A 23,675-nucleotide genomic window follows, 5' to 3' on the forward strand; every position below is an offset into this window, starting at 1 on the left:
CGGCAGCCATCTCGCTTGCCGGCGGGGTTGCACGTCATTACACCTGTGACGAACAATCCAGCTGGCTGCCCGATCCGGAAAACATAAAAGCCCAGGTCAGCAGCAGAACCCGGGCCATCGTAATCATCAACCCCAACAACCCGACCGGTGCGCTGTATCCGGATGATCTGTTGCGCGAAATCATTGAAATTGCCCGGCGTAACAATCTGATCATTTTTGCGGATGAAATCTACGACAAAATTCTTTACGACTCTGCCAGCCACACTTCGGTTGCCTCGCTGGCTGATGATGTTTTATTCGTTACATTCAACGGTTTATCCAAAAACTACCGTGCAGCCGGCTTTCGCTCCGGCTGGGTCGTCGTTTCCGGTAACAAGACTCATGCACGGGATTACATTACCGGGCTCAACATGCTGGCATCGATGCGCCTGTGCGCCAATGTTCCGGCACAATTCGGCATCCAGACTGCATTAGGCGGTTATCAGAGCATACATGATCTCACCATGCCTACCGGCCGGCTGAAACGGCAGCGTGATCTGGCCTGGAAACTGCTGACCGACATCCCGGGCGTGACCTGCTTCAAACCGCAGAGTGCACTGTACCTGTTCCCACGACTCGATCCCGACTACTATCCAGTTAAAGATGATGAACAGTTTGCACTGGATCTGCTGCTGGAAGAGAAGGTGCTGGTGGTACAGGGAACCGGGTTCAACTGGTCGCAACCCGATCATTTCCGGATCGTGTTTCTACCCAACAGTGATGATTTGACAGAAGCAATCGGCCGGATCGCGAAGTTTCTCGACCGTTATCGCACCCGCCACGGCAGTTGATCCTGTTACCTGCAAACATGGGTAACTGAACGGGCAACCGACTTGCCCCGCTTTATTCCGTATATAATCCGCAGTTTACTTTCATCGATGTACATACAAATTCTGTTATGAAGCCAATTTATGTAGGACTGCTCGGTGTCGGCACTGTTGGCGGCGGCACTTATACCGTTCTGAAACGCAACCAGCAGGAAATCACTCGCAGAACCGGTCGCAATATCGTCATCCGCATGATTGCCGATCTGGATCAGGAAAAAGTGCGTCATCTGACAGCAGGTGATGATGTCATCGTAACTTCCGATGCGCTTGAGGTTGCCCGACACCCCGAAATCGATATCGTCATCGAACTGATGGGGGGACAAACCATTGCCAAGCAGGCGATCCTTGAAGCCATCGCTCATGGCAAGCATGTCATTACCGCCAACAAGGCACTGCTGGCAATCCATGGCAATGAAATCTTCGCAGCCGCACAACAGCGCAATGTCATCGTTGCGTTCGAAGCTGCCGTGGCAGGTGGCATTCCCATCATCAAGGCCTTGCGTGAAGGTCTGGCAGCCAACCATATCGAATGGATCGCCGGCATCATCAATGGAACCAGCAATTTCATTCTGTCTGAAATGCGTTCCAAAGGACTGGATTTCACTACCGTTCTGGCTGAAGCACAGCAACTGGGCTATGCCGAAGCTGATCCGACCTATGACATCGAAGGCATCGATGCAGCGCATAAAATTACCATCATGTCTGCCCTTGCCTTCGGTATCCCGGTCCGGTTCGATCAAACCTACATCGAGGGAATTACGAAACTGGCCAATGACGATATCCGCTATGCTGAAGAACTGGGGTATCGCATCAAGCTGCTGGGTATTACCAGGCGCACCGCCAACGGGATCGAGCTGCGTGTCCATCCGGCACTGATCCCGGTCAAACGGCTAATCGCCAACGTTGAAGGCGTGATGAACGCGATCATCGTCAAGGGAGATGCTGTCGGCCCGACACTGTACTACGGTGCCGGAGCCGGAGCAGAACCTACTGCCAGTGCAGTCATTGCCGACCTGGTCGATGTGACCCGTCTGCTCACTTCCGGCCCGGAACACCGGGTACCGGTGCTGGCATTCCTGCCGGAACTGCTGTCCGATACTCCCATTGTGCCGATGGAAGCAGTCGAAACGGCTTATTATCTGCGACTCCAGGTTCTGGATAAACCCGGTGTGCTGGCTGACATCACCCGTATCCTGGCAGACAACCATATCTCCATCAACGCCATGATCCAGAAAGAACATGCGGACAAGGAGGACAAGGTCAACATCATCATGCTGCTGCACAAAACACGGGAAAAGAACGTCAACACCGCCATTGAAAAAATTCAGAACCTCCCGGCCATGACTGATAAAATCATCCGGATCCGGCTTGAGGAGCTCGGCAGTTAAGCTGCACGGGCTTTTCAGGTTTGTTTTACCCGGGCCTGATCCATTCCCTGCATTTTCACGGAATTGACACATTTCCACCGGGACATACCCGATATTCGTATCCCGCTTATCACAGGCTAATATGCGTTATCTTTCGACTCGCGGCGGCATGTCGCCCAGAACATTTACTGAAATACTGCTGACCGGCCTGGCACCCGATGGCGGGCTGGCCATGCCGGAAGCCTATCCGGAAATCAGCTCGGCAACGCTTGAATCCTGGCGACCACTCGACTACCCGTCACTTGCGTTCGAAATTCTGTCGCGTTTCATGGATGACATCCCTGCCGACGATTTGCGCACACTGATCGCACGCACTTATACCCCTGAGATATTTGGCAGTAAAGACATTACACCCGTCCAGACGCTCGAACCCGATCTGCATCTGCTACACCTGTCCAATGGACCCACGCTGGCATTCAAGGATATTGCCATGCAGTTCATGGGTAACCTGTTCGAATACGTTCTGGCAAAAAATAACGATGAACTGAATATTCTGGGTGCAACGTCCGGCGATACCGGCTCCAGTGCGGAATATGCCATGCGCGGGAAACAGGGGATCCACGTATTCATGCTGTCACCCTACGGCAAAATGAGTGCTTTTCAGACAGCACAGATGTTTTCACTCCAGGATGAAAACATCTTCAACATCGCGATCGAAGGGGTATTCGACGACTGCCAGGATATCGTCAAAACAGTCAGTAATGATCAGGCATTCAAACAGCAATATCGGATCGGCGCCGTCAATTCAATCAACTGGGCTCGCATCGCCGCACAGGTGGTTTACTACTTCAAGGCCTATTTCGCAGTCACCCGTTCCAGCGACGAAGTGGTCTCGTTTTCCGTCCCTTCCGGCAACTTCGGCAACATTTTTGCCGGCCATGTCGCTCGTATGATGGGTCTGCCAATTCGGAAACTGATTCTGGCAACCAATGAAAACGATGTACTGGATGAATTTTTCCGCACCGGTTTGTACCGGCCACGCTCAACGGCTGAAACCAGGCAAACCAGCAGCCCCTCGATGGATATTTCCAAGGCATCGAATTTCGAGCGATTCATCTTCGATCTGACCGGCCGGGATGCTGAACGAGTCAAAGAACTCTGGAAATCGGTCGATCAGGGAGGATCATTCGATCTCTCCGGTACCGATTTATGGGCAAAAATCAGAGATTTTGGCATTACATCAGGGACCAGCTGCCACGCTGAACGCATCAATACCATTCGCGAGATATACCGCAAATTCAACGTCCTGATCGACACACACACTGCAGATGGGCTGAAAACAGGGATGGCATTGCGCGAACCTGGCATTCCACTGATCTGCCTGGAAACGGCACTACCCGTCAAATTTGCGGACAGCATCCGGGAAGCGGTCGGATTTGAACTGGAACAGCCGGCCGGGTACGATAATCTGGAAAGTCTGCCCCAACGTTTTGAACGCATGGCGGCAGATGCCGAACAGGTCAAACAGTTCATGGCCAGCCGGATCGATTCATCAGACAAAATAAACAAGTCATAAAAAACCGGGGGAAATCCTGATATATTGAACCTTTTCCCTGAGCAACATCGCCCAAATACCGTTTTCCCTCCCCGATTCGGGTGTTTTTCTCACTAAATCGCAACAAACGGAGAAAGGAGTGCACCATGCTGTTTTCGATTAGCCGTTATGATCCAGACAAGGATGAAAAGCCGTACATGCAGGATTATGACGTTGAGCTTGAGCCTACGGATAAAATGCTTCTGGATGCGCTGATACGCATCAAAACCATCGATGACAGTCTCAGCCTGAGGCGCTCCTGCCGGGAAGGTGTCTGCGGTTCCGACGCCATGAATATCAACGGTCGAAATGGACTTGCCTGCATCACGCCGCTGGCCGGCCTGCGTGAACCGGTGGAGATCCGTCCTTTACCGGGGTTACCGATCATCCGGGATCTGATTGTCGATATGAGCCAGTTTTTCAAACAGTATCACTCGATCAAACCCTATCTGGTCAACAATGATCCACCGCCGGAGACAGAGCGATTACAATCCCCGGAGGAGCGCGCCCGGCTGGATGGGCTCTATGAGTGTATTCTGTGTGCCTGCTGTACAACTTCCTGCCCTTCATTCTGGTGGAATCCCGATAAATTTGTTGGCCCGGCCGGATTACTGCAAGCCTATCGCTTTCTGGCCGACAGCCGGGATCAGGCCACCTCGGAACGACTGGATGATCTGGAAGATCCCTACCGTTTATTCCGTTGTCACTCCATCATGAACTGTGTCGATGCCTGCCCCAAGGGATTAAATCCCACTGCCGCAATAGAAAGCATAAAAATCATGATGCTGAATAAAACGGTATGAATCATCAGGCCCGCATGCGCTGGCGTTGTCGTCGCGGCATGCTGGAACTGGACATCGTCCTGCAGCGTTTCATAGACAATCATTATGAACAGCTGGATGAACACCAGCTTGAGCTGTTTGAAATGCTACTGTCGCTTTCCGATCACGACCTGTGGAACATAATTATTGGCAACACTAAAGAGCCCAATAATCAGTTTCAGCCTGTATTGAAACTTTTACAGGAAAATTGACCCGAAATTCGGGCATCTGCAGAAACAATTTAAATTACAGGATAAATGGAGAAAACTATGCCCCCACAAAACGTAGCCACTTTGTCACCGGGTAAAGGCAAACAAGAGATTGAACTGCCCATTGTGTCCGGTAATGAAGGCCCGGATGTCGTCGATATTCGTTCGCTGTATGCCCAGAGCGGCATGTTTACCTACGACCCCGGTTTTGTGTCGACGGCCAGCTGCAAATCGGCCATTACGTTCATCGACGGTGACAAAGGTGTTCTGTTGTACCGTGGCTATCCGATCGAGCAACTGGCCACCCGCTGTGATTTCATGGAAGTCAGTTATCTTCTGCTGAATGGCGAGCTGCCGACACCCGACCAGAAAGCGAAATTTGTCGACAACATCAAAAACCACACGATGCTGCACGAGCAGCTGATCAAGTTTCTCAGCGGATTCCGCCGTGATGCGCACCCCATGGCAGTCATGGTCGGCGTAGTCGGCGCATTGTCTGCCTTTTATCATGACGCCATGGATGTCTCTGACGCACAACATCGCGAACAGTCTGCATTCCGCCTGATTGCCAAGCTGCCGACGATCACGGCCATTGCCTATAAATACAATATTGGCCAGCCGTTCATCTATCCGCACAACGATCTGGGATTCACGGAAAATTTCCTGCACATGATGTTTGCCACACCGGCCGAGCAATATACTCCCAATCCGGTCATCGTCAGGGCACTGGATCGCATCCTGATTCTGCATGCAGACCATGAACAGAATGCCTCCACTTCGACTGTCCGCCTGGCCGGTTCGAGCGGAGCCAACCCGTTTGCCTGTATCTCAGCCGGAATTACCTGCTTATGGGGTCCGGCACATGGGGGCGCGAATGAAGCCTGCCTCAACATGCTTGAACAAATCGGAGATGTTTCACGTATCAACGAATACATTGCGCGAGCCAAAGACAAGAACGATCCTTTCCGGCTGATGGGCTTTGGCCACCGGGTCTACAAAAATTTTGATCCGCGCGCCACATTGATGCGTGAAACCTGCCATGAGGTCCTGGATGAACTGGGGTTACATAACGACCGGTTGTTCAAGCTGGCGCTAGAGCTGGAAAAAATCGCGTTGGAGGATGACTACTTCATTACCAAGAAGCTTTACCCCAATGTCGATTTCTATTCGGGCATCGTACAACGCGCACTGGGTATTCCGACGTCGATGTTCACCGCCATTTTTGCCACAGCCCGCACCGTTGGCTGGGTTGCTCAGTGGAACGAAATGATTTCCGATCCGGAACAAAAAATAGGCCGGCCACGTCAACTGTACGTGGGCGCACCTCGCAGAGATGTGCCATGACGACCGCAACCCTGCCAGGTAAAGACCAGACTTGTAAACGAGTCTGCGGCGGCTGACGGGAATCGGGAACAGTCGAGGTCATGCACGTCCATCGCCTGTTCTCTCCCCCAGTACTCCGGAAAAAATGTTGCAGTGACTTCACAGGCTCCAGGTGGTTATCGTGACAAAACAACTTTTAGAAGATTCGAAACTGTTCGGCAACAATGCGGCATTCATCGAAATGCTCTACGAACGCTATCTGGAAGATCCATTTGCGGTATCGGATCAATGGCGCCAGTATTTTGATTCACTGCAGCCGACAGAAACCATCTCTGTACGAGACATCCCTCATACTCCTGTCGTTGAGTCACTGGTACGATCTGCCACCCTGCACAAACCACCTCTGTCCGGGACTCCATCAAAGCAGGCGATTGAACAACCGTCTGATACTGAAACACAGGAACGCAAGCAGGTTGCTGTTCTGCAATTGATCAACGCCTACCGGTTCCTGGGGGTACGCAGAGCCAACCTCGATCCGCTCGATCTGCAGCAGAAACAGGATATTCTCGAACTCGATCCGGGATTTCACGGGCTTACCGACACTGACATGGACAAGGTGTTCAATACCGGCTCCCTGGTCGGTCCCGAGCACGCCACTTTGCAGGAGATTCTACACCGTCTGCAGCAAACCTACTGCGGCAGCATTGGTGCCGAGTACATGTATATTGCAGACACCAAACAGAAACGCTGGATACAGAACCGGCTGGAATCCATCAACGCCCAGCCCGGTTTTACGCCAGAGTACAAACGTCATATTCTCGAGCGATTAACTGCTGCAGAAGGACTGGAAAAATATCTGCACAATCGTTATGTCGGCCAGAAACGCTTTTCCGGAGAAGGTAATGAAAGCCTCATTCCAATGCTGGACAAGCTGCTGCAACACGCCGGGATATCCGGTGTACAGGAAATCGTCATGGGAATGGCTCATCGCGGCCGCCTGAATGTACTGGTCAACACGTTGGGAAAAATGCCTTCCGAGCTGTTTCAGGAATTTGAAGGCAAGCACCCACAAGCGCTGACTTCAGGGGATGTCAAATATCACCAGGGATTTTCTTCTGCAGTCATGACTTCGGGCGGCATCATGCGTCTGGCGCTTGCATTCAATCCGTCACACCTCGAGATCGTCAACCCGGTAGTGGAAGGTTCGGTACGCGCTCGTCAGCACCGCTTCGGCGACAAAAACGGAGATCATGTCATCCCGGTGCTGATTCATGGTGATGCTGCCTTTGCCGGACAGGGTGTCGTGATGGAAACGCTGAATCTGTCACAAACACGCGGTTATGGCACGGGTGGAACGATTCATATCATCATCAACAACCAGATTGGTTTCACCACATCGGATCCGCGCGACAGCCGCTCCACGTTATATTGCACCGATGTCGTCAAGATGATCGACGCACCGGTTTTCCATGTCAACGGAGACGATCCTGAGGCAGTAGTACTGGCTACAGAAATCGCATTTGATTTTCGGATGCAGTTCCATAGAGATGTCGTGATCGATCTGGTCTGTTTCCGCAAGCAGGGGCATAACGAGCAGGATGAGCCGATGGTGACCCAGCCTTCCATGTACCGCGTCATCCACCAGCATCCGGGCACCCGTAAACTGTATGCCGATGGGCTCATCCGCCAGGGTGTAGTCGATAACGCCGATGTGGAGCATATGGTGCAGTCCTATCAGGATGCCATGGATGAAGGGCGTAACCCCAATACGACTATCTGCTATGACTACAAATCTCCCAATGTGGCCAACTGGGTACCCTTCCAGGCTTCTGAGAAATGGAACCAGCCGGTAACAACCGGAGTACCGGTTGAAGATCTGAAATATCTGTCGGAACGCCTGACTACCATTCCAGCCACATTCAAGTTACACCCCAGGGTCGAAAAGATTATCCAGGATCGCCGGAAAATGGGGGAAGGCAGTTTACCGCTGGATTGGGGAATGGCTGAGAACCTCGCCTACGCTGCTCTGCTGAAAGAAGGTTACCCGGTTCGTATTTCCGGGCAGGATTGCGGGCGTGGCACTTTTTTTCATCGTCATGCCGTCCTGCACGACCAGAATCGTGAGCAGGATCAATGGGAAGATGGAACGTATATCCCTTTGCGCCATATCACACCCAGGCAGCCTGATTTTGTCGTCATAGACTCGATACTGTCAGAAGAAGCCGTACTAGGTTTCGAATACGGTTATGCCACCGCCCAGCCAAATGAGCTCGTCATCTGGGAGGCACAATTTGGCGATTTTGCCAACGGCGCTCAAGTAGTCATCGATCAGTTCATTGCTTCCGGGGAAGCCAAGTGGGGGCGCCTGTGCGGACTGGTTCTGCTGCTGCCGCACGGTTATGAAGGCCAGGGTCCGGAACATTCATCGGCCCGTCTGGAGCGATATCTGCAGCTATGCGCCGAATACAACATTCAGGTATGTGTTCCTTCCACTCCAGCACAGATATTCCATCTTCTGCGGCGTCAGATCATCCGGCCGATACGTAAACCGCTGATCGTCATGTCACCCAAAAGCATGCTGCGCCACAAGGAAGCAGTTTCATCTCTGGAAGAACTGGCAAATGGTCGTTTCCAGCCCATCCTCCCTGAAACGGAAGCATTCGAAATCGAGAAGGTAAAACGGCTGATCGTCTGCAGCGGAAAAATATACTACGAGCTGACAGCCTATCGGCGCGAACACCATATCACCAATATGGCAATCATCAGGCTGGAACAGCTTTACCCGTTTCCTCACGAAGATTTTCAGGCAGAAATCAACCGGTACGACCATGCTACGGAAATCCTCTGGTGTCAGGAAGAGCCAGGCAACCAGGGTGCATGGCACCGTATCCAGCACTATCTGTTGCGACATATGCGGCCTGATCAGATACTCGGGTACGCACTTCGCCCCTCATCTGCTTCCCCCTCAGTCGGTTATCTGGCGATGGACAGATTCAGACAGAAAGAATTGATCGAGGCAGCGTTCCGCGACACAATCTGACAAAATCATGGAGAGTTCATCATGCTGATCGAAGTCAAAGTCCCCGCATTATCAGAATCGGTAGCGGAAGCCACATTGATCAACTGGCATAAACAGCCAGGCGAGTATGTTGAACGGGGTGAGAACCTGATCGACATCGAAACTGATAAGGTCGTACTGGAACTCCCTGCTCCGCAGTCCGGAATCCTGGCTGAAATTATCCGGAACGATGGCGCTACCGTCACCAGTGGAGAAATCATTGCCCGTATCGATACCGCTGCCAAAGAGACAAAAACTGCTGCACAGCAGCCTGCTCCGATTGATTCCGGACACCTGGAAATCACAGAATCTACGGTAGCATCCATGCATCCGGCTCAGCCGCTCATGCCGTCAGCCAAAAAAGCTGCCGAGGAAAATGGTCTTACCATGGAAGAAATTGCAGCCATTCACGGTACAGGCCGTGGCGGACGCATCACCCGGCAGGATGTGCTGGCCCATGTCAGAAACAAAAACAGTGCCGTTACCGATCAGCAGTCTGATTCCCGCACCGATCAATCTGCTGCTGGTATACCCCAGGCAGACACTTCCCCGATACCAGTCGATCAGACAGAAAAACCAGATCGGCTGGAAAAACGCGTACCCATGACGCGTTTACGCATGCGCATTGCTGAACGGCTGGTACAGTCCCAATCTACAGCAGCCATTCTGACTACGTTCAACGAAGTCAACATGCAGGCAATCATGGATTTGCGCGCCCGTTACAAGGACAGCTTTGAGAAAGAACATGGTATCAAACTCGGCTTTACTTCATTTTTTGTCAAAGCTGTGGTTGCCGCCCTCAAGAAATTTCCTATCATCAACGCATCGGTAGATGGAAATGACATCATCTATCACGACTATTACGATATCGGCATAGCAGTGGCCAGTCCACGTGGTCTGGTCGTGCCGATCATCCGTGATGCCGATAAGCTCACCTTCGCCGGGATCGAAAAACAGATTGCTGATCTGGCCAGACGGGCACAGGAGGGGAAACTCACACTGGAAGAACTGACAGGAGGTACGTTCTCCATTACCAATGGAGGCGTATTTGGCTCGATGCTCTCGACACCGATCATCAACCCGCCCCAAAGCGCAATTCTTGGCATTCATGCCACCAAGCAACGCCCGGTCGTCGAGAATGGGCAGATTGTAATCCGGCCGATCAACTATCTGGCACTTTCCTATGATCACCGCATCATCGACGGGCGCGAAGCTGTCCTGTCGCTGGTCGCGATCAAGGAAGCACTGGAATATCCGGTCAGCCCGTTATTCGAGGGTTGAGAACCGACAGAAACGGAAGAATCGAAAAGGATAAGAGGATATCCAACTCGGCAGCGACTGATTCACAGACTCTGCTCAGAGCCATTTACTCACCCTGCACTACCTGCTGATCAGGTGACCTTCAATGCTGTAGATGTAAAACAGCCTGAGCAGAAGACGCGATCTCTCGTACTTTTATTTCAATTTCAGTGAGTGTTTTTTTCCTGTTTTGCTGGGCCAGATCTGCTTGCGCTCGTAGACGATAGGCATGTCGCGGTTGATTTGTGCTGCAGAAGGCTTCACCGTTACATCCACACCCTGACCACATGATTCGGGTAGTGGATTGGCAGTCAGGTTACGCGTGATCTTCAATGGAGCAGGGCCATTATCTATGTTGCTGTCAAAAATTGTTCCCAGGTCATTATGCGTCCACAATTCTACTACACCCTCTGTTTGCAATCCGCCTGGACCTGTGATCTGGCAGATGTCAACAATAGACACCTGAAAAGTTACACTTTTTGCACAAGAGCCGGGTACGATGTTCACTGCATTTAACCGGAAGGGGACATAAGCCACCATTCCTTCCGGCATCCCCGGGCCACCGGCTGCCCAGAACCCAACCACGTTTCCTGCAGCACCTTGCTTGGGTTGTATATGATCAAAGGCTGCCCGGCTCAGCAAAGGGCGAACGTTGTCACCCCAGTTTGATACGAAATCGGTCAGTGGACTGCCTTGAGGCTGGCCATCAACCAGAACGGTCGAATCAGCACCATCGGGAAATACGACAGATGTTCCAATTATAGGATTGGTTCCACAAGGATGCCCGATCACCACATTATTCGTGACTCTGACTCCCTCACCAACCGTACCGGTCTCGAAACGGGTATGCGCTGATACCTCCAGCCCCGTTCCCAACAGCACGGCTACTGTCAATGAAAATAATGACCATTCCAGTTTAATTTTTTTCATGCAATCTACCCCTTTGTTCTGTTTATACGCATAAAGCAAGACGAAACTCATCTGCAGCCATACCGGCATCCATTTCATCCTTTCAGTCATCCATAAATGATGAAAATGGCAACCTTGCTGCGACCATTTATTCTTCTTAAAAATGGCTGGCAGCCGGAAAACATTATCTGATCCGCATAAGTAAATAACAATGCGACAAATTGTCGCGCCCGTTGCAAAGATGAGCGCTCACGGTCGTGGCAGGACACGCTAACCACATGACAAATAGATGAAATTCGTTTACAGCAGGAGGGATTGCTCTGCGGCAGTCACCACGCAAATGCGACAATTTGTCGCACTTGCGAAATGGCTGCCATTCCGGGAACCTGCGACTGCGGACAGCCGCGTAAAAGTGGAAAAAGAAATGGACGAAATCGCAGACTGATCGATCCGGACTGTCTCCATCGATCAGGGGAAGGTGGGTATTGCTTTTCTAACCGGTAAGATCACTGAATGATAATCGCTGCACATGATTGCCGGACTCCATGGCTGGTTTACTGCTTTAGCCAATAGTCGTCCTGACCGGCATATCAGGTCGGATATCAATTCGAGGTTCTGGCCGCTTCCCACTGTTCGGGAGTATAGGTTTTCATTGACAGGGCATGAATTTCCTCACGCATCCGCTCGCCAAGTGCCTGGTAAACCAGTTGATGCTGCCCGACGATACTTTTTCCCTGAAACGACTCACTGACGATCACAGCACTGAAATGATGACCGTCATCTCCCTCTACCCTGATCCAGGTGCAGGGTAAAGTGGCTTTAATCGAATGCTCGATTGATTCTGCAGTAACCATGTCTTCTCCTTTATTTCTCAGATATAAAAATAAACTTGCTCATGAGCGGATTTTGTAACCGCTTTTCAGCATCCACAATGCCCATCCCGAAATAGCTGCGAGACAGCACGATACAACAATCATGCTGATATAAGGTGAGATGTCGGAAACACCAAAGAAACCATAGCGGAAACCATCGATCATATAAAAAAAGGGATTCAGATGAGATAAAAACTGCCATACCGGTGGCAGAGAATGGATGGAATAGAACACCCCGGAAAGGAATGTCAGCGGGAGGATAATAAAATTCTGGAATGCTGCCAGTTGATCGAACTTATCCGATATGATCCCGGCAATGACACCCATCACCCCCAGCAGAGCACTGCCAAGCAATGCAAACAGCACGACCCAGAACAGTGATTGCAGCGGCAGCGGATAAAACCAGGCAGCGACCGCATAGACACCCAGGCCGACCATCAATCCGCGTAATGTGGAAGCACTGACATAGGCCAGAAAAATTTCCAGATAAGAAAGTGGCGACAGCAGAATGAATACCAGATTTCCGGTTATTTTCGACTGGATCAGGCTGGAAGATGAATTGGCGAAAGCATTCTGCAAGACGGCCATTATCACCAGCCCGGGAATCAGAAAAACGGTATAGGGAATACTGCCATACACTTCTACCCGTGCCGCAAGAACATGCGAGAAAATCAGCAGATAAAGCAGGCTGGATAATACTGGCGCGAGAATCGTCTGGAGACTGACTTTCCAGAAACGTAACAGCTCCTTGTGAAACAGGGTATAAAAACCGGTCATGATATCCCCGCTGCGTCCGTTTCCATAATCTTCATGAATACAGTCTCCAAATCAGGCTGGAGTAACCGCATATCGAGCACCTCGATTCCGGATTGGCGCAATACCGACAATATTTTCTCGATCTCGGTGTAATTCTTTATTTTCAGGTTGTGCAGGCAGCCGTCATGCCCGCCTGGCCACGTACCCAGCCCGGATGGCAGTGTGTCGGTGGATAAACGCAACTCCAGCGTATAGTCCCGGGTACTGCGTACGAGATTATGCATACTGTCGAGCGCTGCGATTCTGCCCTGCTTGAGCACTGCCACACGGTTACACAAAGCTTCGGCTTCTTCCAGATAATGCGTGGTCAGCACGACCGTATGACCTTCGAGATTGAGCTGCCGGATGAACTGCCACAAACTCTGGCGCAAATCCACATCCACCCCCGCCGTAGGTTCGTCAAGAATGATCACCGGCGGTTTATGCACCAGAGCCTGCGCGATCAGCAAACGTCGTTTCATACCGCCTGACAGCGCACGTACATTCGTATGTGCCTTATCAGCGAGATCGAGATGCTGCAAAATTTCATCGATCCAGGCATCGTTGCACCTGATTCCGAAATAGCCAGATTGGATGACCAGCATCTCACGCACCGTGAAAAAGGGGTCGTACACCAGCTCCTGCGGAACCACCCCCAGCCTTTTCCGGGCTTCACGATATCCGGACAGCACATCGTACCCCATTACTCTGGCAGATCCCTGGCTTGCCCGGGTCAGACCCGCCAGAATACTGATCAGCGTGGTTTTACCAGCTCCGTTGGGCCCCAGCAACGCGAAGAATTCCCCCGGTTGAACGACCAGATCGATATTATCCAGTGCAACCAGCTTACCGTAGCGTTTGCTCAGTTGCCGTACCTCGATCGCCGGGGTCATCTGGTAATGGAAAACATCAGCGTATTACTGAAATAAAAGCAGGGAAATGGCAGAATCCGTCAGATCAGACGGATTCTGCCGGTTTATCAGTTGGAATCAGGCTGCCTACATCATACAGTTCTATGAGGTCAGCCAGATTTGACGGCAGATTGATGAATTCGATTCTCCGGTCATATGTCTGTGCGGTACGCATCCACTCAAGCAGCATGCTGACAGCCGAGGAATCCACCCAGGTAACCCCCGCCAGGTCGATCAGCATATCATCTGCTTTGATCGCTGCATCACCTGTGCGGATCACCTCAACTACGTTGTCATAAGTTACCGGGCCGCCGACAAAGAGACGGTTTCCCTCCAGGCGAATACGTGCATCCGTTCCGGCCACACTACTTTCCCCGCATCGATGCATTCTTCTCTGCAAGCGCCGTGATCAATCCATCCACGCCACCATCTCTGACCTGGCTGTTGAAGGTACCCCGATAATTGGTAACCAGGCTGACTCCGGCAACCGTCACATCATATACTTTCCAGGTGCTATCGCTCTTTTCCATGGCATAGTCGATCGGCACGGGCTGTTTCCCGCTACCCTGAATCACCAGCGTCTTGACTGTTGCTTTGGTATCCTGCGAACCGACATTTGTCGGACTGACCTTGATGACTTCATCGCGGTAAGTGGTCAGTGAATTGGAGTAGGTTCGTACCAGCAGTGTACGAAACTCCTTCACCAGGGATTTCTTTTGCTCCGGACCGGCCAGAGACCAGTTCTTACCCATCGCCAGCTGGGTCATACGCGTGAAGTTGAAATGGGGCAATATCTTTTCCCGGATGAGACTTAATACCTTGTCCTGATTGCCCGCTCTGATTCCGTCATCCTGTTTCAGCACGGCGACTACCTCATCGACCGTATTTCTGATCAGCGCATCCGGTGAGCTGTTCTGCGCCGACACAGGCAATACAACAGCGAGTAATGCCAGTAAAAGAACGTTACCAATGCGTATTTTCATGTTTTATCACCTATTTCAAATTTCCGGATCCGAATTCTTTTTCTCTGAGGCCTTATCGAACAGGAATCGCCCGATCATCTCCTCAAGCACAATAGCCGAGTTGGTTTTCATGATCTTTTCACCATCCTTGAGCATCTCCTCGTCACCTCCCGGTAACAGTCCGATATATTGTTCGCCCAGCAATCCCGATGTCAGAATGCTGGCAAAAGTATCTTTCGGAAACTGATAACGCGTATCCACTTTCATGGTGACTACTGCATCATAAGTCTGCACACTGAACTGTATATCCGTCACACGCCCCACCACTACACCTGCACTCTTTACCGGTGCTCTGACCTTTAAACCACCAATGTTCTCGAAATTCCCCACCAGTACATAACTTCCTTCCGGCTGAAAATCGGTCAGATTACCCACTTTCAATCCAAGAACCAGCAGTGCGCCAATACCCGCCATGACGAACAGACCCACCCAGAAATCCATCATGGTACGTTGCATCAGCTTACTCCTCTGAACATGAATGCAGTCAAAACGAAATCCAGCCCCAGAATCGCGAGCGAAGAGGTTACCACCGTACGGGTGGTCGCCCCCGATACCCCTTCAGCCGTCGGCGGCGCATCAAACCCTTCAAATACAGCAATCGCCGTTACGACCACCCCGAAGAAACAACTTTTGATGACACCGTTCACAATGTCATAACGAAAATCAACCGAATTCTGCATCTGTGACCAGAAAGATCCTTCATCTACGCCAATGAAAACCACTGTCACCAGATATCCGCCAAACACGCCCATAACTGAAAACATCGCCGCCAGCAACGGCATGGAAAAGACGCCTCCCCAGAATCTGGGTGCAACGATACGTGCGATCGGATCCACCGCCATCATTCCCATGGCAGCCAGTTGTTCAGTTGCTTTCATCAAACCAATTTCGGCCGTCATGGCTGAACCGGCACGGCTGGCAAACAGCAATGCCGCAATGACGGGGCCCAGCTCTCGTACGAGAGATAACGCCACCAGCGTTCCTACGGCTGATTCAGAACCGAATTTCTGTAATGTTTCGTACCCTTGCAGACCCAGCACCATACCGACGAACAATCCGGATACCAGAATGATGATCAGTGACAGAACACCGGCGAAATATATTTCGCGTGTAATCAAGTGGAAACGCAGAAAACTAGGTAGGGATTTCAACAGTACCAGCAATACGAAACGGGTTGCACATCCCAGTCGCCAGATACTGTCGGCCACTCTGTGCCCGATCGATTCAATAATGGTCCTGATACGTTTAGCCAAACTGATCATTCCTATCATTCATGCCGTCAGTGTCCGGTCATCTCTCCATGACGCCTATGCCCAGATCCTGCGAATAAGCTTGTGCCTGGTAATGAAATGGCACCGGGCCATCTGTTTCACCATGGATGAACTGATGGACGAACGGTACTTTCGATTCGCGCACTTCGTCAGGCGTTCCATGAGCAGCAATCACGCCATCTGCCAGGAAATAAATGTAATCGACTATCCGTAATGATTCCTGAACATCGTGCGTCACCAGAATGGACGTCATGCCAAGCGTATCCGTCAAACGACGGATCAAACCGCCGATCACACTCAATGAAATCGGATCCAGTCCGGTAAACGGTTCATCAAACATCATCAGCATGGGATCGAGTGCGATAGAGCGTGCCAGCGCCACACGTCGTGCCATCCCGCCGGAAAGCTGTGCCGGCATCAGATGATATGCGCCGCGCAAACCCACCGCATGCAGTTTCATCAGTACCAGATCCCGAATCATTGACTCAGGCAGATTCGTGTGTTCACGCATTTGAAAGGCAACGTTATCGAATACCGACAAATCCGTAAACAGAGCACCAAACTGGAACAACATGCCCATTTTGCGCCGCAGCCTGAATAATTCATTCCGGCCAAGTTCATGTACGACCTGTCCCGCTACGGTGACGGAACCTGCCGAAGGCCTGACTTCACCGCCGATCAGGCGCAGCAGTGTGGTTTTCCCTGATCCGCTGCCGCCCATGATGGCAATCACCTGCCCCCGCGACATGCGCATATCGACCCCTTTCAGGATCGGCCGGAGACCGTAGGAAAAATTGACTTTACTGAACTCGATCAACGCATCGTCAGCCATCAGCCGATCCGCCTCCCGCCTTCCAAAATTTCAGTGGCATGCGTAATATCCCTGGTTTTGTGTCTTGTCGCCGCTATTGGCTGTACAGACCATTCAATCTGAATAATTCCGACTGGATTCAAAGTTATGCATTTTACCAGAGCACTCCGGATACAGCTCATCCCATCATTCTTTTTCAGGGCGATTTATCCCCTTGTAGTTCTGCTGATTCTTCTACATGCCCAGTCCGGTCTGGCCGAGACCATCTATCGTTCTACAGACTCTCATGGCCGCACGCTTTATTCAGATATACCCACACCAGCAGCCAAACCCTTACAGCCAGCCACTCCACCGGCCCGCAGCAAATATCGGGTTACCCGGGTCATCGATGGCGACACCATCGTACTCGAGAACAACAAGCGGGTAAGGTTGCTGGGTATAAATGCACCTGAAACCGGAAACCGGTACCACCCGGGAGAACCGGGCGGGGCAGATGCAAAAAAGTGGCTGCGAGGGAAATTACAGGGGCGCAGCGTATATCTGGAACATGACCGGCAAACACATGATCACTATAAAAGAATGCTGGCTCACTTGTATCTTCCGGATGGAGAACATATCAATCTTTCCCTGGTGGAGAAGGGATTGGCCATAGCCAACCTGATCCCGCCCAACCTGCTCCATGCCAATACGCTCATCAGGGCACAACAACGGGCAGAAACCAGGAAACTCGGAATCTGGTCAATGCAACACTATCAACCGCGCCCGCTGATCAAATTGACCGAGAAGCCGTTCGGCTGGCAGCGCTACCGGGTAAAGGCCAAAGTACTCAAACGAAACCACCGATTCAGCCGGCTCATTATCAGTGACAACCTCGATCTGTCTTTTGCCAACCGGGATCTAGCCTTGTTCCCTCCGCTTGAAACCTATTTAAACAGACCACTTGAAGTACGTGGCTGGGTATCACGCCGGAAAAACCATTTTTCAATACGTATCCAGCACCCAAGTGCGTTGATCCTGTATTGATCGATTGTCGGTTGTTTAGAAGTCGTTGTAACGTGACCGCTTGCGCCATTGAATACGCGGAATGACCAGCCCCAGAAACAAACCGGCAAACAGCACCAGTGCCCCGGCATAAAACCATTCGCGTTCAATCTGTCCGCTGAGCGCATGATTCTCCTGTTCAAGTTCACCGAGTTTCATCTTCAGATCAGCTACCTGTTGCCGCATTTCCTGATTCTCACCATTCAATTGCACTGCGTTGGCAGACAATTGCCTGATTTTGGACAATTCGGCTTCCAGTCGTTTATTGTCTTTCTCAAGGGTTTCTGCCTGCTTCTTCTGCATCCCCAATTCATGTCTGACGAGATCAGCCTGTGCACGAATGCTATCCGGCCGGCTGTCCGATCCGGAAAAATCACTGCTCAATTTTTCAAGCAATTCACGCGCCGCGGGTTCAGCCATCAAATATCGGGACAGCACCCAACCTTCTGTACCTCCGGTAGTCCTGACTCTGGAATATCCCTTGTTCTGGTCACGCTCCAATACTTCCAGCGCCACACCACTTTTCAGCATCCTTACGATCGCATGCTGCTGACTGGGACCAGTTCGCATCAACACTTCCACCTGGTCACTGGCGTAACTTTTTTCTGCCCGGGCGGTCAATGGCACCCCCCATAAGAAAACAAAAAACATGGATGCAGCAAGAAAATAAGTAATTTTGTTCATTTGCGGTAGTGGTATCCGGCTCCAGAAACAAGGTTATACCATCGATATTGACGTAAGTCCGAAATGCCGGATTCTCATATCGACTGAAAACACTACTTGTTCTCGAACCCGGATATGAAATATTTGATCAGCAGAACCATGAAGAAAGGGAAAGCGCTCAGTGCTGTAACCAGATAATGTTCGTAGGTAAACTGATCACCTTCATCCATAATGATGTAAGTAAAGAAAATACTGACAGGAAAAATAGCTGTAATAGACTGGAGTAACACAAACAGATTTTTCATCATATCGTTTCACACCATCTTCTTGTTGATTGCCACGAGAAATCGCATTTACTACAATAGAATATCATAGAAATTCAGATCACCTGCCGGGACGACTATTCTCAGAACTCCATGAAATGACCGGATCATCACAAATTCTGCTCGTTCTGACCAACTTCCCGAATGACACAAGCGCCAGGGAGCTGGCAGAAATGCTGGTTGACCGCCGGCTGGCTGCCTGCATCAACATTCTGCAGGGGTGTACTTCTGTTTATCGGTGGCAGGGCCTGACTGAAACAGCCAGTGAAGTTCCGGTGCTGATCAAAACCACCCGGCAGCGTTATGAAGCAGTGGAACAGGCAATCAAATCACTGCACCCCTATGAACTCCCCGAGATTATTGCTGTCCCTGTCGATAACGGATTGTCTGCTTATTTACAGTGGATTGCTCACGAAACAACCGAAACAGATACTTAACCGAGATAGCCAATGCGCTGGATAAAAACCATTTTACTGTTACTGTGCCTGGTAAGCACTCACACCATGGCCGAAGAAGGTTCATCAGGGGGATTGATGAGTATTCTGCAACGGCTCGGTGTCGGTTCCGAACAGACCGAGCAGGAACTGCTGCCACCGGATGAAGCTTTCAAGCTGTCGCTCGAAGTCCGGGATGACCGCACGCTGATTGCTCGCCTGACACCCGCCAAAGACTACTACCTCTATCGGGATAAAATCAACTTCGAATCGAAAAGTGCAGGTATCCATGTCGACCAGGTAGCCCTCCCGCCGGGTAAAATGAAGCAGGATCCCGCTTTTGGTCAGACGGAAGTTTACTACCAGCCCCTGGAAGCCATTATTTCGCTACGTCGGGATGCATCTGCACCGGAGCAACTTTCCCTGTCTGCCACTTACCAGGGCTGCAACGAGCCCATCGGTGTGTGCTATGCACCGATCAACAAGGTAAATGACATTCTGCTGCCGACTGTCAAAGCTGCAATCGACACGGTTGCCGGCACGATCAGTGGAGATGTTCAGGCAGCCGGAGCTACCGGAACCGATGCTACAGCCGAATTGTTCCAGACAGACAATGCACCATTGTTTGAAACGGAATCCTACAAAATAGAGCGCTTGTTCGCCAGTGGCAATTTCTGGCTGATTCTGAGCGGATTCTTTGGTATTGGCTTGCTGCTCGCCTTTACTCCCTGCGTATTTCCCATGTTTCCGATTCTGTCCGGAATCATCGCCAGTAAAGGGCAGCAAATGTCGAAACTGCGCGGGTTCATGCTGGCGCTGGCTTATGTACTGGGCATGGCGATCACTTATGCCATCGCCGGCGCAGCAGCGGGTCTGTCTGGCACCATGCTGTCTGCTGCACTGCAAAATGCCTGGGTATTGGGAACATTTGCGCTGGTCTTCGTGGCTCTGGCTTTCTCGATGTTTGGTTTCTACGAACTGCGAATGCCATCTTTTATACAAAACAAGCTGGTCGAAGAAACAGGTCATTTCAAGGGAGGCCAGCTTACCGGTGTATTTGGAATGGGAGCATTGTCTGCTCTGATCGTCAGTCCCTGTGTCGCTGCCCCGCTGGCTGGTGCACTGATTTATATCAGCCAGACGCGCGATGTCGTACTGGGCGGTTCCGCACTGTTCATCATGGCACTGGGAATGGGTATGCCATTGCTGCTGTTGGGCGTCTCGGCCGGTGCATTACTGCCCAGATCCGGTGCCTGGATGAAAGCTGTCCAGCAGTTTTTCGGCGTCCTGCTGCTGGCCGTAGCAATCTGGCTGGTCTCGCCCGTCATCACGGAAGTTGTGCACATGCTGCTTTGGGCGGCACTGCTGATCATTTCGGCAATCTACCTGCATGCACTCGATCCACTGCCCGGCCATGCATCAGGTTTCAACAAATTTCTCAAGGGAATCGGTGTCATCGCGCTGCTGGTAGGTGTTGCCTTGCTCATTGGCGTACTTTCCGGAAGTCGGGATATTCTGCAACCTCTATCCAAACTCAGCCTGGCTGCTGCCACACCTTCCGGCCAGCTTGCCGAACCCTCTGTGAACACAAATGAATCTCTGCCATTCAAGCGGGTTAAAACGACTGCCGAGCTGGATGAACTCATCCGGCAATCACAAGGACGTTATGTCATGATCGACTTTTATGCAGACTGGTGTATTTCCTGCAAAGAAATGGAGCGCTTTACCTTCACTGACCCGCAGGTTCAGGCACGCTTGAAAAATGTCGAACTGGTGCAGATCAATGTCACAGACGGCACACCGGATGATGCTGCTTTACTCAAACGTTTCAAGCTCTTTGGCCCGCCCGGAATTCTGTTTTTTGACCGGCAGGGAGTCGAGATTCCAAACATCAAAATCATTGGCTACCTCGATAAAAGAGACTTCATCACGGTACTGGACGCAATCCTGCTCTGATAACCGGCTGATTACCGGTCTGCCAGTGTAGAAAACTTCCTTCCGGTACCGGTATATCTGATATAAACCCGGTTTCCGCATTTCACATAAACTTTCTTTCAGAATTCTCTATGTCCAAGCCTAACAGGTTCTCGTTCTACGTCATCGTTGCAATTCTTTCACTGGCTGCTGGTTTCGCTTACAAATCCAGAGAAATGGGCATCACAGTCTCCCTGTCGAGTGCTGACAGAAAGGCCGGAGCTGATAAATTCTTCGATGCAACCTTGTCCGCTCTGGATGGCACCCCTCAAGCTCTGTCACAATGGCGGGGAAAAATCGTCATCGCCAATTTCTGGGCAACCTGGTGTCTGCCTTGCCGCGATGAAATTCCGGAATTGATCGATACCTATACGGCATACCATCAAAAAGATCTGGTCATTCTCGGTATCGCCATAGACGATACCGATAAAGTAGCCGCGTTCAGTAAGGAATTCAATATCAACTACCCTGTGCTGGTCGGGGAATTCGATGCCTTTTCACTTGCAGAAGCCATGGGCAACCTGCAGGGTGCTCTGCCTTTTACCGTCACGATCGACCGCAGCGGCATGATCGTCGATACCCACTTGGGAAGAATCAAGAAAAAACAGATCGAAGAAATCATCAAACCAATGCTGCAATAAACCTGCAAAACCCGTTAACCACTACTCATGGTCTGATACGTCTTGGCACTCCGCATGATTGCCTCGGAATACAACATTACCTTTCCATTCCTGCATCTCGCGTAATATTGCGTTATGTCGCGCTCCTTCTGTCTGATCTTCCGGCACGTCTCGCATAAAATACGTTGACTCATGCGAAAAAATTTTGCCTCAAAACCCGAGATCAGGCATTTTTAGTGCACGCTATTTTTACCATCGTGTTTTGCGCAAGACTGATCACAACCGGCTTCACATCCCAGTCCCATGCGACCCAGCCCACCACAACTGCCGGCAAGAGGCTGACGTCCGCCGATGACCCCGATCGCCATGGCGATAAGCGCAAGCCCCATTACCAGGAAGGTTGCAATAAAAATCTGAGTAAAATCGGATGCACGCTCCGCCGGGAAATGACTGCTCGTATATCCTTTGATAACACCTTCCTGGTTGACAATGAAGAGAACCGCGATGCCTTGATCTTCAGCAATAGTCAGGCCACGCTCGTGCCCGAGCACCAACAATGCCGTTGCCCATGCATCTGCAACCATGCAACTTTCCGCCAGTACGGTAACCGAAGACGCTCCATTTTCCACCGGCCAGCCGGTAGTGGGATCGATAAGGTGGCTGTAACGATGGCCTTCAATTTCGAAGAAATTTTGATAATCTCCTGAAGTTGCCAATCCTGTATCCTGCAAGGACAGTATCTTATATGGAGCGGAACGACCATATTGGTGATGTGGTTTCTCGATTCCAATTTGCCAGGGAGTATTCTGCGCATTGGTACCACGTGCTCGAATCTCACCGCCGATTTCGACCAGGTAATGTTCAATGCCCCGTGCATCGAATATTTCCGCTACCCGGTCGACCGCATATCCTTTGGCAATAGCAGATAAATCTATATAGATATCAGAGTGTAGCTTGCGGATAGCATGCGTTTCTCGATCGAGCACGAGCTTATCCTGACCGATTGCCGGAAGTACCGCAGCAATTTCACTTTTATCAGGAATTCGTTCGGAATGGAACTCGGGCCCGAACCCCCAGAGATTTACCGCCGGTCCGACCGTAATATCGAAAGCTTTTTCACTCCGCGCACCTATCTCCAGCGCCGCTTCAAGTACGGTAAATAATGAGTCGGAAACCGGGATCCAATCAGATGTAGTTGCTCGATTCAAGCGTGAAAGTTCCGATTCAGGATCGTAGGTAGACATAGCCCGGTTAATTTCGTCGAGAACCGACTCTATCTGTTTTTGTGCTGTATCAGGTGTAAAACCACCCTCCGGATGACGGTATTTCACACTGTACTTCGTCCCCATGGTATAGCCATGCACGTGTGACTGGGTAAGAGAAGAAGCAAAAAAAATCCGTCCAAGCAGTGCCATCATAATCAGGAAAGCTGCAATGATGATCATAATCGACCGGGGAGACATGGATAGTGAAGCTTTCATCATAATGATTG

Annotated in this window: 24 protein-coding genes; 12 read left to right on the forward strand and 12 right to left on the reverse strand. The window is 51.0% G+C overall.

Annotated features, from left to right (window positions below):
* The 8 genes from B5D58_RS06195 to odhB all read left to right on the forward strand — a co-directional run.
* A partial coding sequence (locus B5D58_RS06195; protein ID WP_078737660.1) for an aminotransferase class I/II-fold pyridoxal phosphate-dependent enzyme occupies positions 1-830 on the forward strand: 830 nt, incomplete at its 5' end.
* Between the two features lie 107 nt (positions 831-937).
* Complete coding sequence (locus B5D58_RS06200; RefSeq protein WP_011112842.1) at positions 938-2,254, forward strand: homoserine dehydrogenase; 1,317 nt, start codon at positions 938-940, stop codon at positions 2,252-2,254.
* 121 nt (positions 2,255-2,375) lie between these two features.
* Positions 2,376-3,809, forward strand: coding sequence for a threonine synthase (thrC, locus tag B5D58_RS06205; RefSeq protein WP_011112843.1), 1,434 nt, complete (start codon positions 2,376-2,378; stop codon positions 3,807-3,809).
* A 125-nt stretch (positions 3,810-3,934) separates the two neighbouring features.
* A complete protein-coding gene (locus tag B5D58_RS06210; protein WP_011112844.1) occupies positions 3,935-4,630 on the forward strand; it encodes a succinate dehydrogenase iron-sulfur subunit in 696 nt (231 codons plus the stop codon).
* Positions 4,627-4,860 carry an FAD assembly factor SdhE gene (locus B5D58_RS06215; protein ID WP_011112845.1) on the forward strand — a complete coding sequence of 78 codons (234 nt, stop codon included), beginning with the start codon at positions 4,627-4,629 and terminating at the stop codon, positions 4,858-4,860. The genes B5D58_RS06210 and B5D58_RS06215 overlap by 4 nt, the downstream gene beginning before the upstream one ends.
* A 57-nt stretch (positions 4,861-4,917) precedes the next feature.
* The gene (gltA, locus tag B5D58_RS06220) at positions 4,918-6,201 is read left to right on the forward strand and encodes a citrate synthase (protein ID WP_011112846.1); all 1,284 of its coding nucleotides are present in this window, start codon (positions 4,918-4,920) and stop codon (positions 6,199-6,201) included.
* A 160-nt stretch (positions 6,202-6,361) separates the two neighbouring features.
* Complete coding sequence (locus B5D58_RS06225; RefSeq protein ID WP_011112847.1) at positions 6,362-9,220, forward strand: 2-oxoglutarate dehydrogenase E1 component; 2,859 nt, start codon at positions 6,362-6,364, stop codon at positions 9,218-9,220.
* Between the two features lie 21 nt (positions 9,221-9,241).
* Positions 9,242-10,519 carry a 2-oxoglutarate dehydrogenase complex dihydrolipoyllysine-residue succinyltransferase gene (gene odhB / locus B5D58_RS06230; RefSeq protein ID WP_011112848.1) on the forward strand — a complete coding sequence of 426 codons (1,278 nt, stop codon included), beginning with the start codon at positions 9,242-9,244 and terminating at the stop codon, positions 10,517-10,519.
* Between the two features lie 174 nt (positions 10,520-10,693).
* Here the strand turns inward: odhB and B5D58_RS06235 are convergent, their stop codons facing one another.
* The 9 genes from B5D58_RS06235 to B5D58_RS06275 all read right to left on the reverse strand — a co-directional run bounded on the left by B5D58_RS06235 (position 10,694) and on the right by B5D58_RS06275 (position 17,149).
* The gene (locus B5D58_RS06235) at positions 10,694-11,467 is read right to left on the reverse strand and encodes a hypothetical protein (RefSeq protein WP_143023683.1); all 774 of its coding nucleotides are present in this window, start codon (positions 11,465-11,467) and stop codon (positions 10,694-10,696) included.
* 581 nt (positions 11,468-12,048) lie between these two features.
* Positions 12,049-12,300: a BolA family protein gene (locus B5D58_RS06240; protein WP_011112850.1), complete on the reverse strand. Its 252-nt coding sequence runs from the start codon at positions 12,298-12,300 to the stop codon at positions 12,049-12,051.
* 39 nt (positions 12,301-12,339) lie between these two features.
* On the reverse strand, positions 12,340-13,095 hold the full coding sequence (locus tag B5D58_RS06245) for an ABC transporter permease (RefSeq protein ID WP_011112851.1): 756 nt from the start codon (positions 13,093-13,095) through the stop codon (positions 12,340-12,342).
* The gene (locus B5D58_RS06250) at positions 13,092-14,006 is read right to left on the reverse strand and encodes an ABC transporter ATP-binding protein (protein ID WP_011112852.1); all 915 of its coding nucleotides are present in this window, start codon (positions 14,004-14,006) and stop codon (positions 13,092-13,094) included. The genes B5D58_RS06245 and B5D58_RS06250 overlap by 4 nt, the downstream gene beginning before the upstream one ends.
* A 64-nt stretch (positions 14,007-14,070) precedes the next feature.
* A complete protein-coding gene (locus tag B5D58_RS06255) occupies positions 14,071-14,388 on the reverse strand; it encodes an STAS domain-containing protein (protein WP_234989019.1) in 318 nt (105 codons plus the stop codon).
* Between the two features lies 1 nt (position 14,389).
* The gene (locus tag B5D58_RS06260; protein ID WP_011112854.1) at positions 14,390-15,007 is read right to left on the reverse strand and encodes an MlaC/ttg2D family ABC transporter substrate-binding protein; all 618 of its coding nucleotides are present in this window, start codon (positions 15,005-15,007) and stop codon (positions 14,390-14,392) included.
* A 15-nt stretch (positions 15,008-15,022) separates the two neighbouring features.
* A complete protein-coding gene (gene mlaD / locus B5D58_RS06265) occupies positions 15,023-15,502 on the reverse strand; it encodes an outer membrane lipid asymmetry maintenance protein MlaD (protein WP_011112855.1) in 480 nt (159 codons plus the stop codon).
* The gene (gene mlaE / locus B5D58_RS06270) at positions 15,502-16,317 is read right to left on the reverse strand and encodes a lipid asymmetry maintenance ABC transporter permease subunit MlaE (protein WP_011112856.1); all 816 of its coding nucleotides are present in this window, start codon (positions 16,315-16,317) and stop codon (positions 15,502-15,504) included. The genes mlaD and mlaE overlap by 1 nt, the downstream gene beginning before the upstream one ends.
* 19 nt (positions 16,318-16,336) lie before the next feature.
* Positions 16,337-17,149 carry an ABC transporter ATP-binding protein gene (locus B5D58_RS06275; RefSeq protein ID WP_011112857.1) on the reverse strand — a complete coding sequence of 271 codons (813 nt, stop codon included), beginning with the start codon at positions 17,147-17,149 and terminating at the stop codon, positions 16,337-16,339.
* Positions 17,150-17,275: 126 nt separating this feature from the next.
* Here B5D58_RS06275 and B5D58_RS06280 point away from each other — a divergent pair, with 126 nt between their 5' ends.
* On the forward strand, positions 17,276-18,151 hold the full coding sequence (locus B5D58_RS06280; RefSeq protein ID WP_011112858.1) for a thermonuclease family protein: 876 nt from the start codon (positions 17,276-17,278) through the stop codon (positions 18,149-18,151).
* 15 nt (positions 18,152-18,166) lie between these two features.
* Here the strand turns inward: B5D58_RS06280 and B5D58_RS06285 are convergent, their stop codons facing one another.
* Both B5D58_RS06285 and B5D58_RS06290 read right to left on the reverse strand, forming a co-directional pair.
* Positions 18,167-18,853, reverse strand: coding sequence for a TIGR04211 family SH3 domain-containing protein (locus tag B5D58_RS06285; protein ID WP_011112859.1), 687 nt, complete (start codon positions 18,851-18,853; stop codon positions 18,167-18,169).
* A 92-nt stretch (positions 18,854-18,945) separates the two neighbouring features.
* Positions 18,946-19,137: a hypothetical protein gene (locus B5D58_RS06290; protein WP_041357340.1), complete on the reverse strand. Its 192-nt coding sequence runs from the start codon at positions 19,135-19,137 to the stop codon at positions 18,946-18,948.
* 116 nt (positions 19,138-19,253) lie between these two features.
* Between B5D58_RS06290 and cutA the strand changes: the two genes are divergently transcribed.
* The 3 genes from cutA (at position 19,254) to B5D58_RS06305 (ending at position 22,204) form a co-directional block, all read left to right on the forward strand.
* Positions 19,254-19,592 (forward strand): divalent-cation tolerance protein CutA, encoded by a 339-nt coding sequence (cutA, locus tag B5D58_RS06295; protein ID WP_011112861.1) that lies wholly within the window; start codon positions 19,254-19,256, stop codon positions 19,590-19,592.
* A gap of 12 nt (positions 19,593-19,604) precedes the next feature.
* Positions 19,605-21,545, forward strand: coding sequence for a protein-disulfide reductase DsbD (dsbD, locus tag B5D58_RS06300; protein WP_011112862.1), 1,941 nt, complete (start codon positions 19,605-19,607; stop codon positions 21,543-21,545).
* A 110-nt stretch (positions 21,546-21,655) separates the two neighbouring features.
* Positions 21,656-22,204 carry a TlpA family protein disulfide reductase gene (locus tag B5D58_RS06305; protein ID WP_011112863.1) on the forward strand — a complete coding sequence of 183 codons (549 nt, stop codon included), beginning with the start codon at positions 21,656-21,658 and terminating at the stop codon, positions 22,202-22,204.
* 212 nt (positions 22,205-22,416) lie between these two features.
* Here the strand turns inward: B5D58_RS06305 and B5D58_RS06310 are convergent, their stop codons facing one another.
* Positions 22,417-23,667, reverse strand: coding sequence for an FAD:protein FMN transferase (locus B5D58_RS06310; RefSeq protein ID WP_011112864.1), 1,251 nt, complete (start codon positions 23,665-23,667; stop codon positions 22,417-22,419).
* Positions 23,668-23,675: the final 8 nt, after the last annotated feature.

Origin of the sequence: Nitrosomonas europaea, from assembly GCF_900167395.1 — a bacterium.
Classification (GTDB): Bacteria; Pseudomonadota; Gammaproteobacteria; order Burkholderiales; family Nitrosomonadaceae; genus Nitrosomonas; species Nitrosomonas europaea.

Coding starts and splice junctions, on each gene's coding strand:
- B5D58_RS06200 (WP_011112842.1), top strand. CDS start 938: ATGAAGCCAATTTATGTAGGACTGCTCGGTGTCGGCACTGTTGGCGGC.
- thrC (WP_011112843.1), top strand. CDS start 2,376: ATGCGTTATCTTTCGACTCGCGGCGGCATGTCGCCCAGAACATTTACT.
- B5D58_RS06210 (WP_011112844.1), top strand. CDS start 3,935: ATGCTGTTTTCGATTAGCCGTTATGATCCAGACAAGGATGAAAAGCCG.
- B5D58_RS06215 (WP_011112845.1), top strand. CDS start 4,627: ATGAATCATCAGGCCCGCATGCGCTGGCGTTGTCGTCGCGGCATGCTG.
- gltA (WP_011112846.1), top strand. CDS start 4,918: ATGCCCCCACAAAACGTAGCCACTTTGTCACCGGGTAAAGGCAAACAA.
- odhB (WP_011112848.1), top strand. CDS start 9,242: ATGCTGATCGAAGTCAAAGTCCCCGCATTATCAGAATCGGTAGCGGAA.
- B5D58_RS06235 (WP_143023683.1), bottom strand. CDS start 11,467: ATGAAAAAAATTAAACTGGAATGGTCATTATTTTCATTGACAGTAGCC.
- B5D58_RS06240 (WP_011112850.1), bottom strand. CDS start 12,300: ATGGTTACTGCAGAATCAATCGAGCATTCGATTAAAGCCACTTTACCC.
- B5D58_RS06245 (WP_011112851.1), bottom strand. CDS start 13,095: ATGACCGGTTTTTATACCCTGTTTCACAAGGAGCTGTTACGTTTCTGG.
- B5D58_RS06250 (WP_011112852.1), bottom strand. CDS start 14,006: ATGACCCCGGCGATCGAGGTACGGCAACTGAGCAAACGCTACGGTAAG.
- B5D58_RS06260 (WP_011112854.1), bottom strand. CDS start 15,007: ATGAAAATACGCATTGGTAACGTTCTTTTACTGGCATTACTCGCTGTT.
- mlaD (WP_011112855.1), bottom strand. CDS start 15,502: ATGCAACGTACCATGATGGATTTCTGGGTGGGTCTGTTCGTCATGGCG.
- mlaE (WP_011112856.1), bottom strand. CDS start 16,317: ATGATAGGAATGATCAGTTTGGCTAAACGTATCAGGACCATTATTGAA.
- B5D58_RS06275 (WP_011112857.1), bottom strand. CDS start 17,149: ATGGCTGACGATGCGTTGATCGAGTTCAGTAAAGTCAATTTTTCCTAC.
- B5D58_RS06280 (WP_011112858.1), top strand. CDS start 17,276: ATGCATTTTACCAGAGCACTCCGGATACAGCTCATCCCATCATTCTTT.
- B5D58_RS06285 (WP_011112859.1), bottom strand. CDS start 18,853: ATGAACAAAATTACTTATTTTCTTGCTGCATCCATGTTTTTTGTTTTC.
- B5D58_RS06290 (WP_041357340.1), bottom strand. CDS start 19,137: ATGAAAAATCTGTTTGTGTTACTCCAGTCTATTACAGCTATTTTTCCT.
- cutA (WP_011112861.1), top strand. CDS start 19,254: ATGACCGGATCATCACAAATTCTGCTCGTTCTGACCAACTTCCCGAAT.
- dsbD (WP_011112862.1), top strand. CDS start 19,605: ATGCGCTGGATAAAAACCATTTTACTGTTACTGTGCCTGGTAAGCACT.
- B5D58_RS06305 (WP_011112863.1), top strand. CDS start 21,656: ATGTCCAAGCCTAACAGGTTCTCGTTCTACGTCATCGTTGCAATTCTT.
- B5D58_RS06310 (WP_011112864.1), bottom strand. CDS start 23,667: ATGATGAAAGCTTCACTATCCATGTCTCCCCGGTCGATTATGATCATC.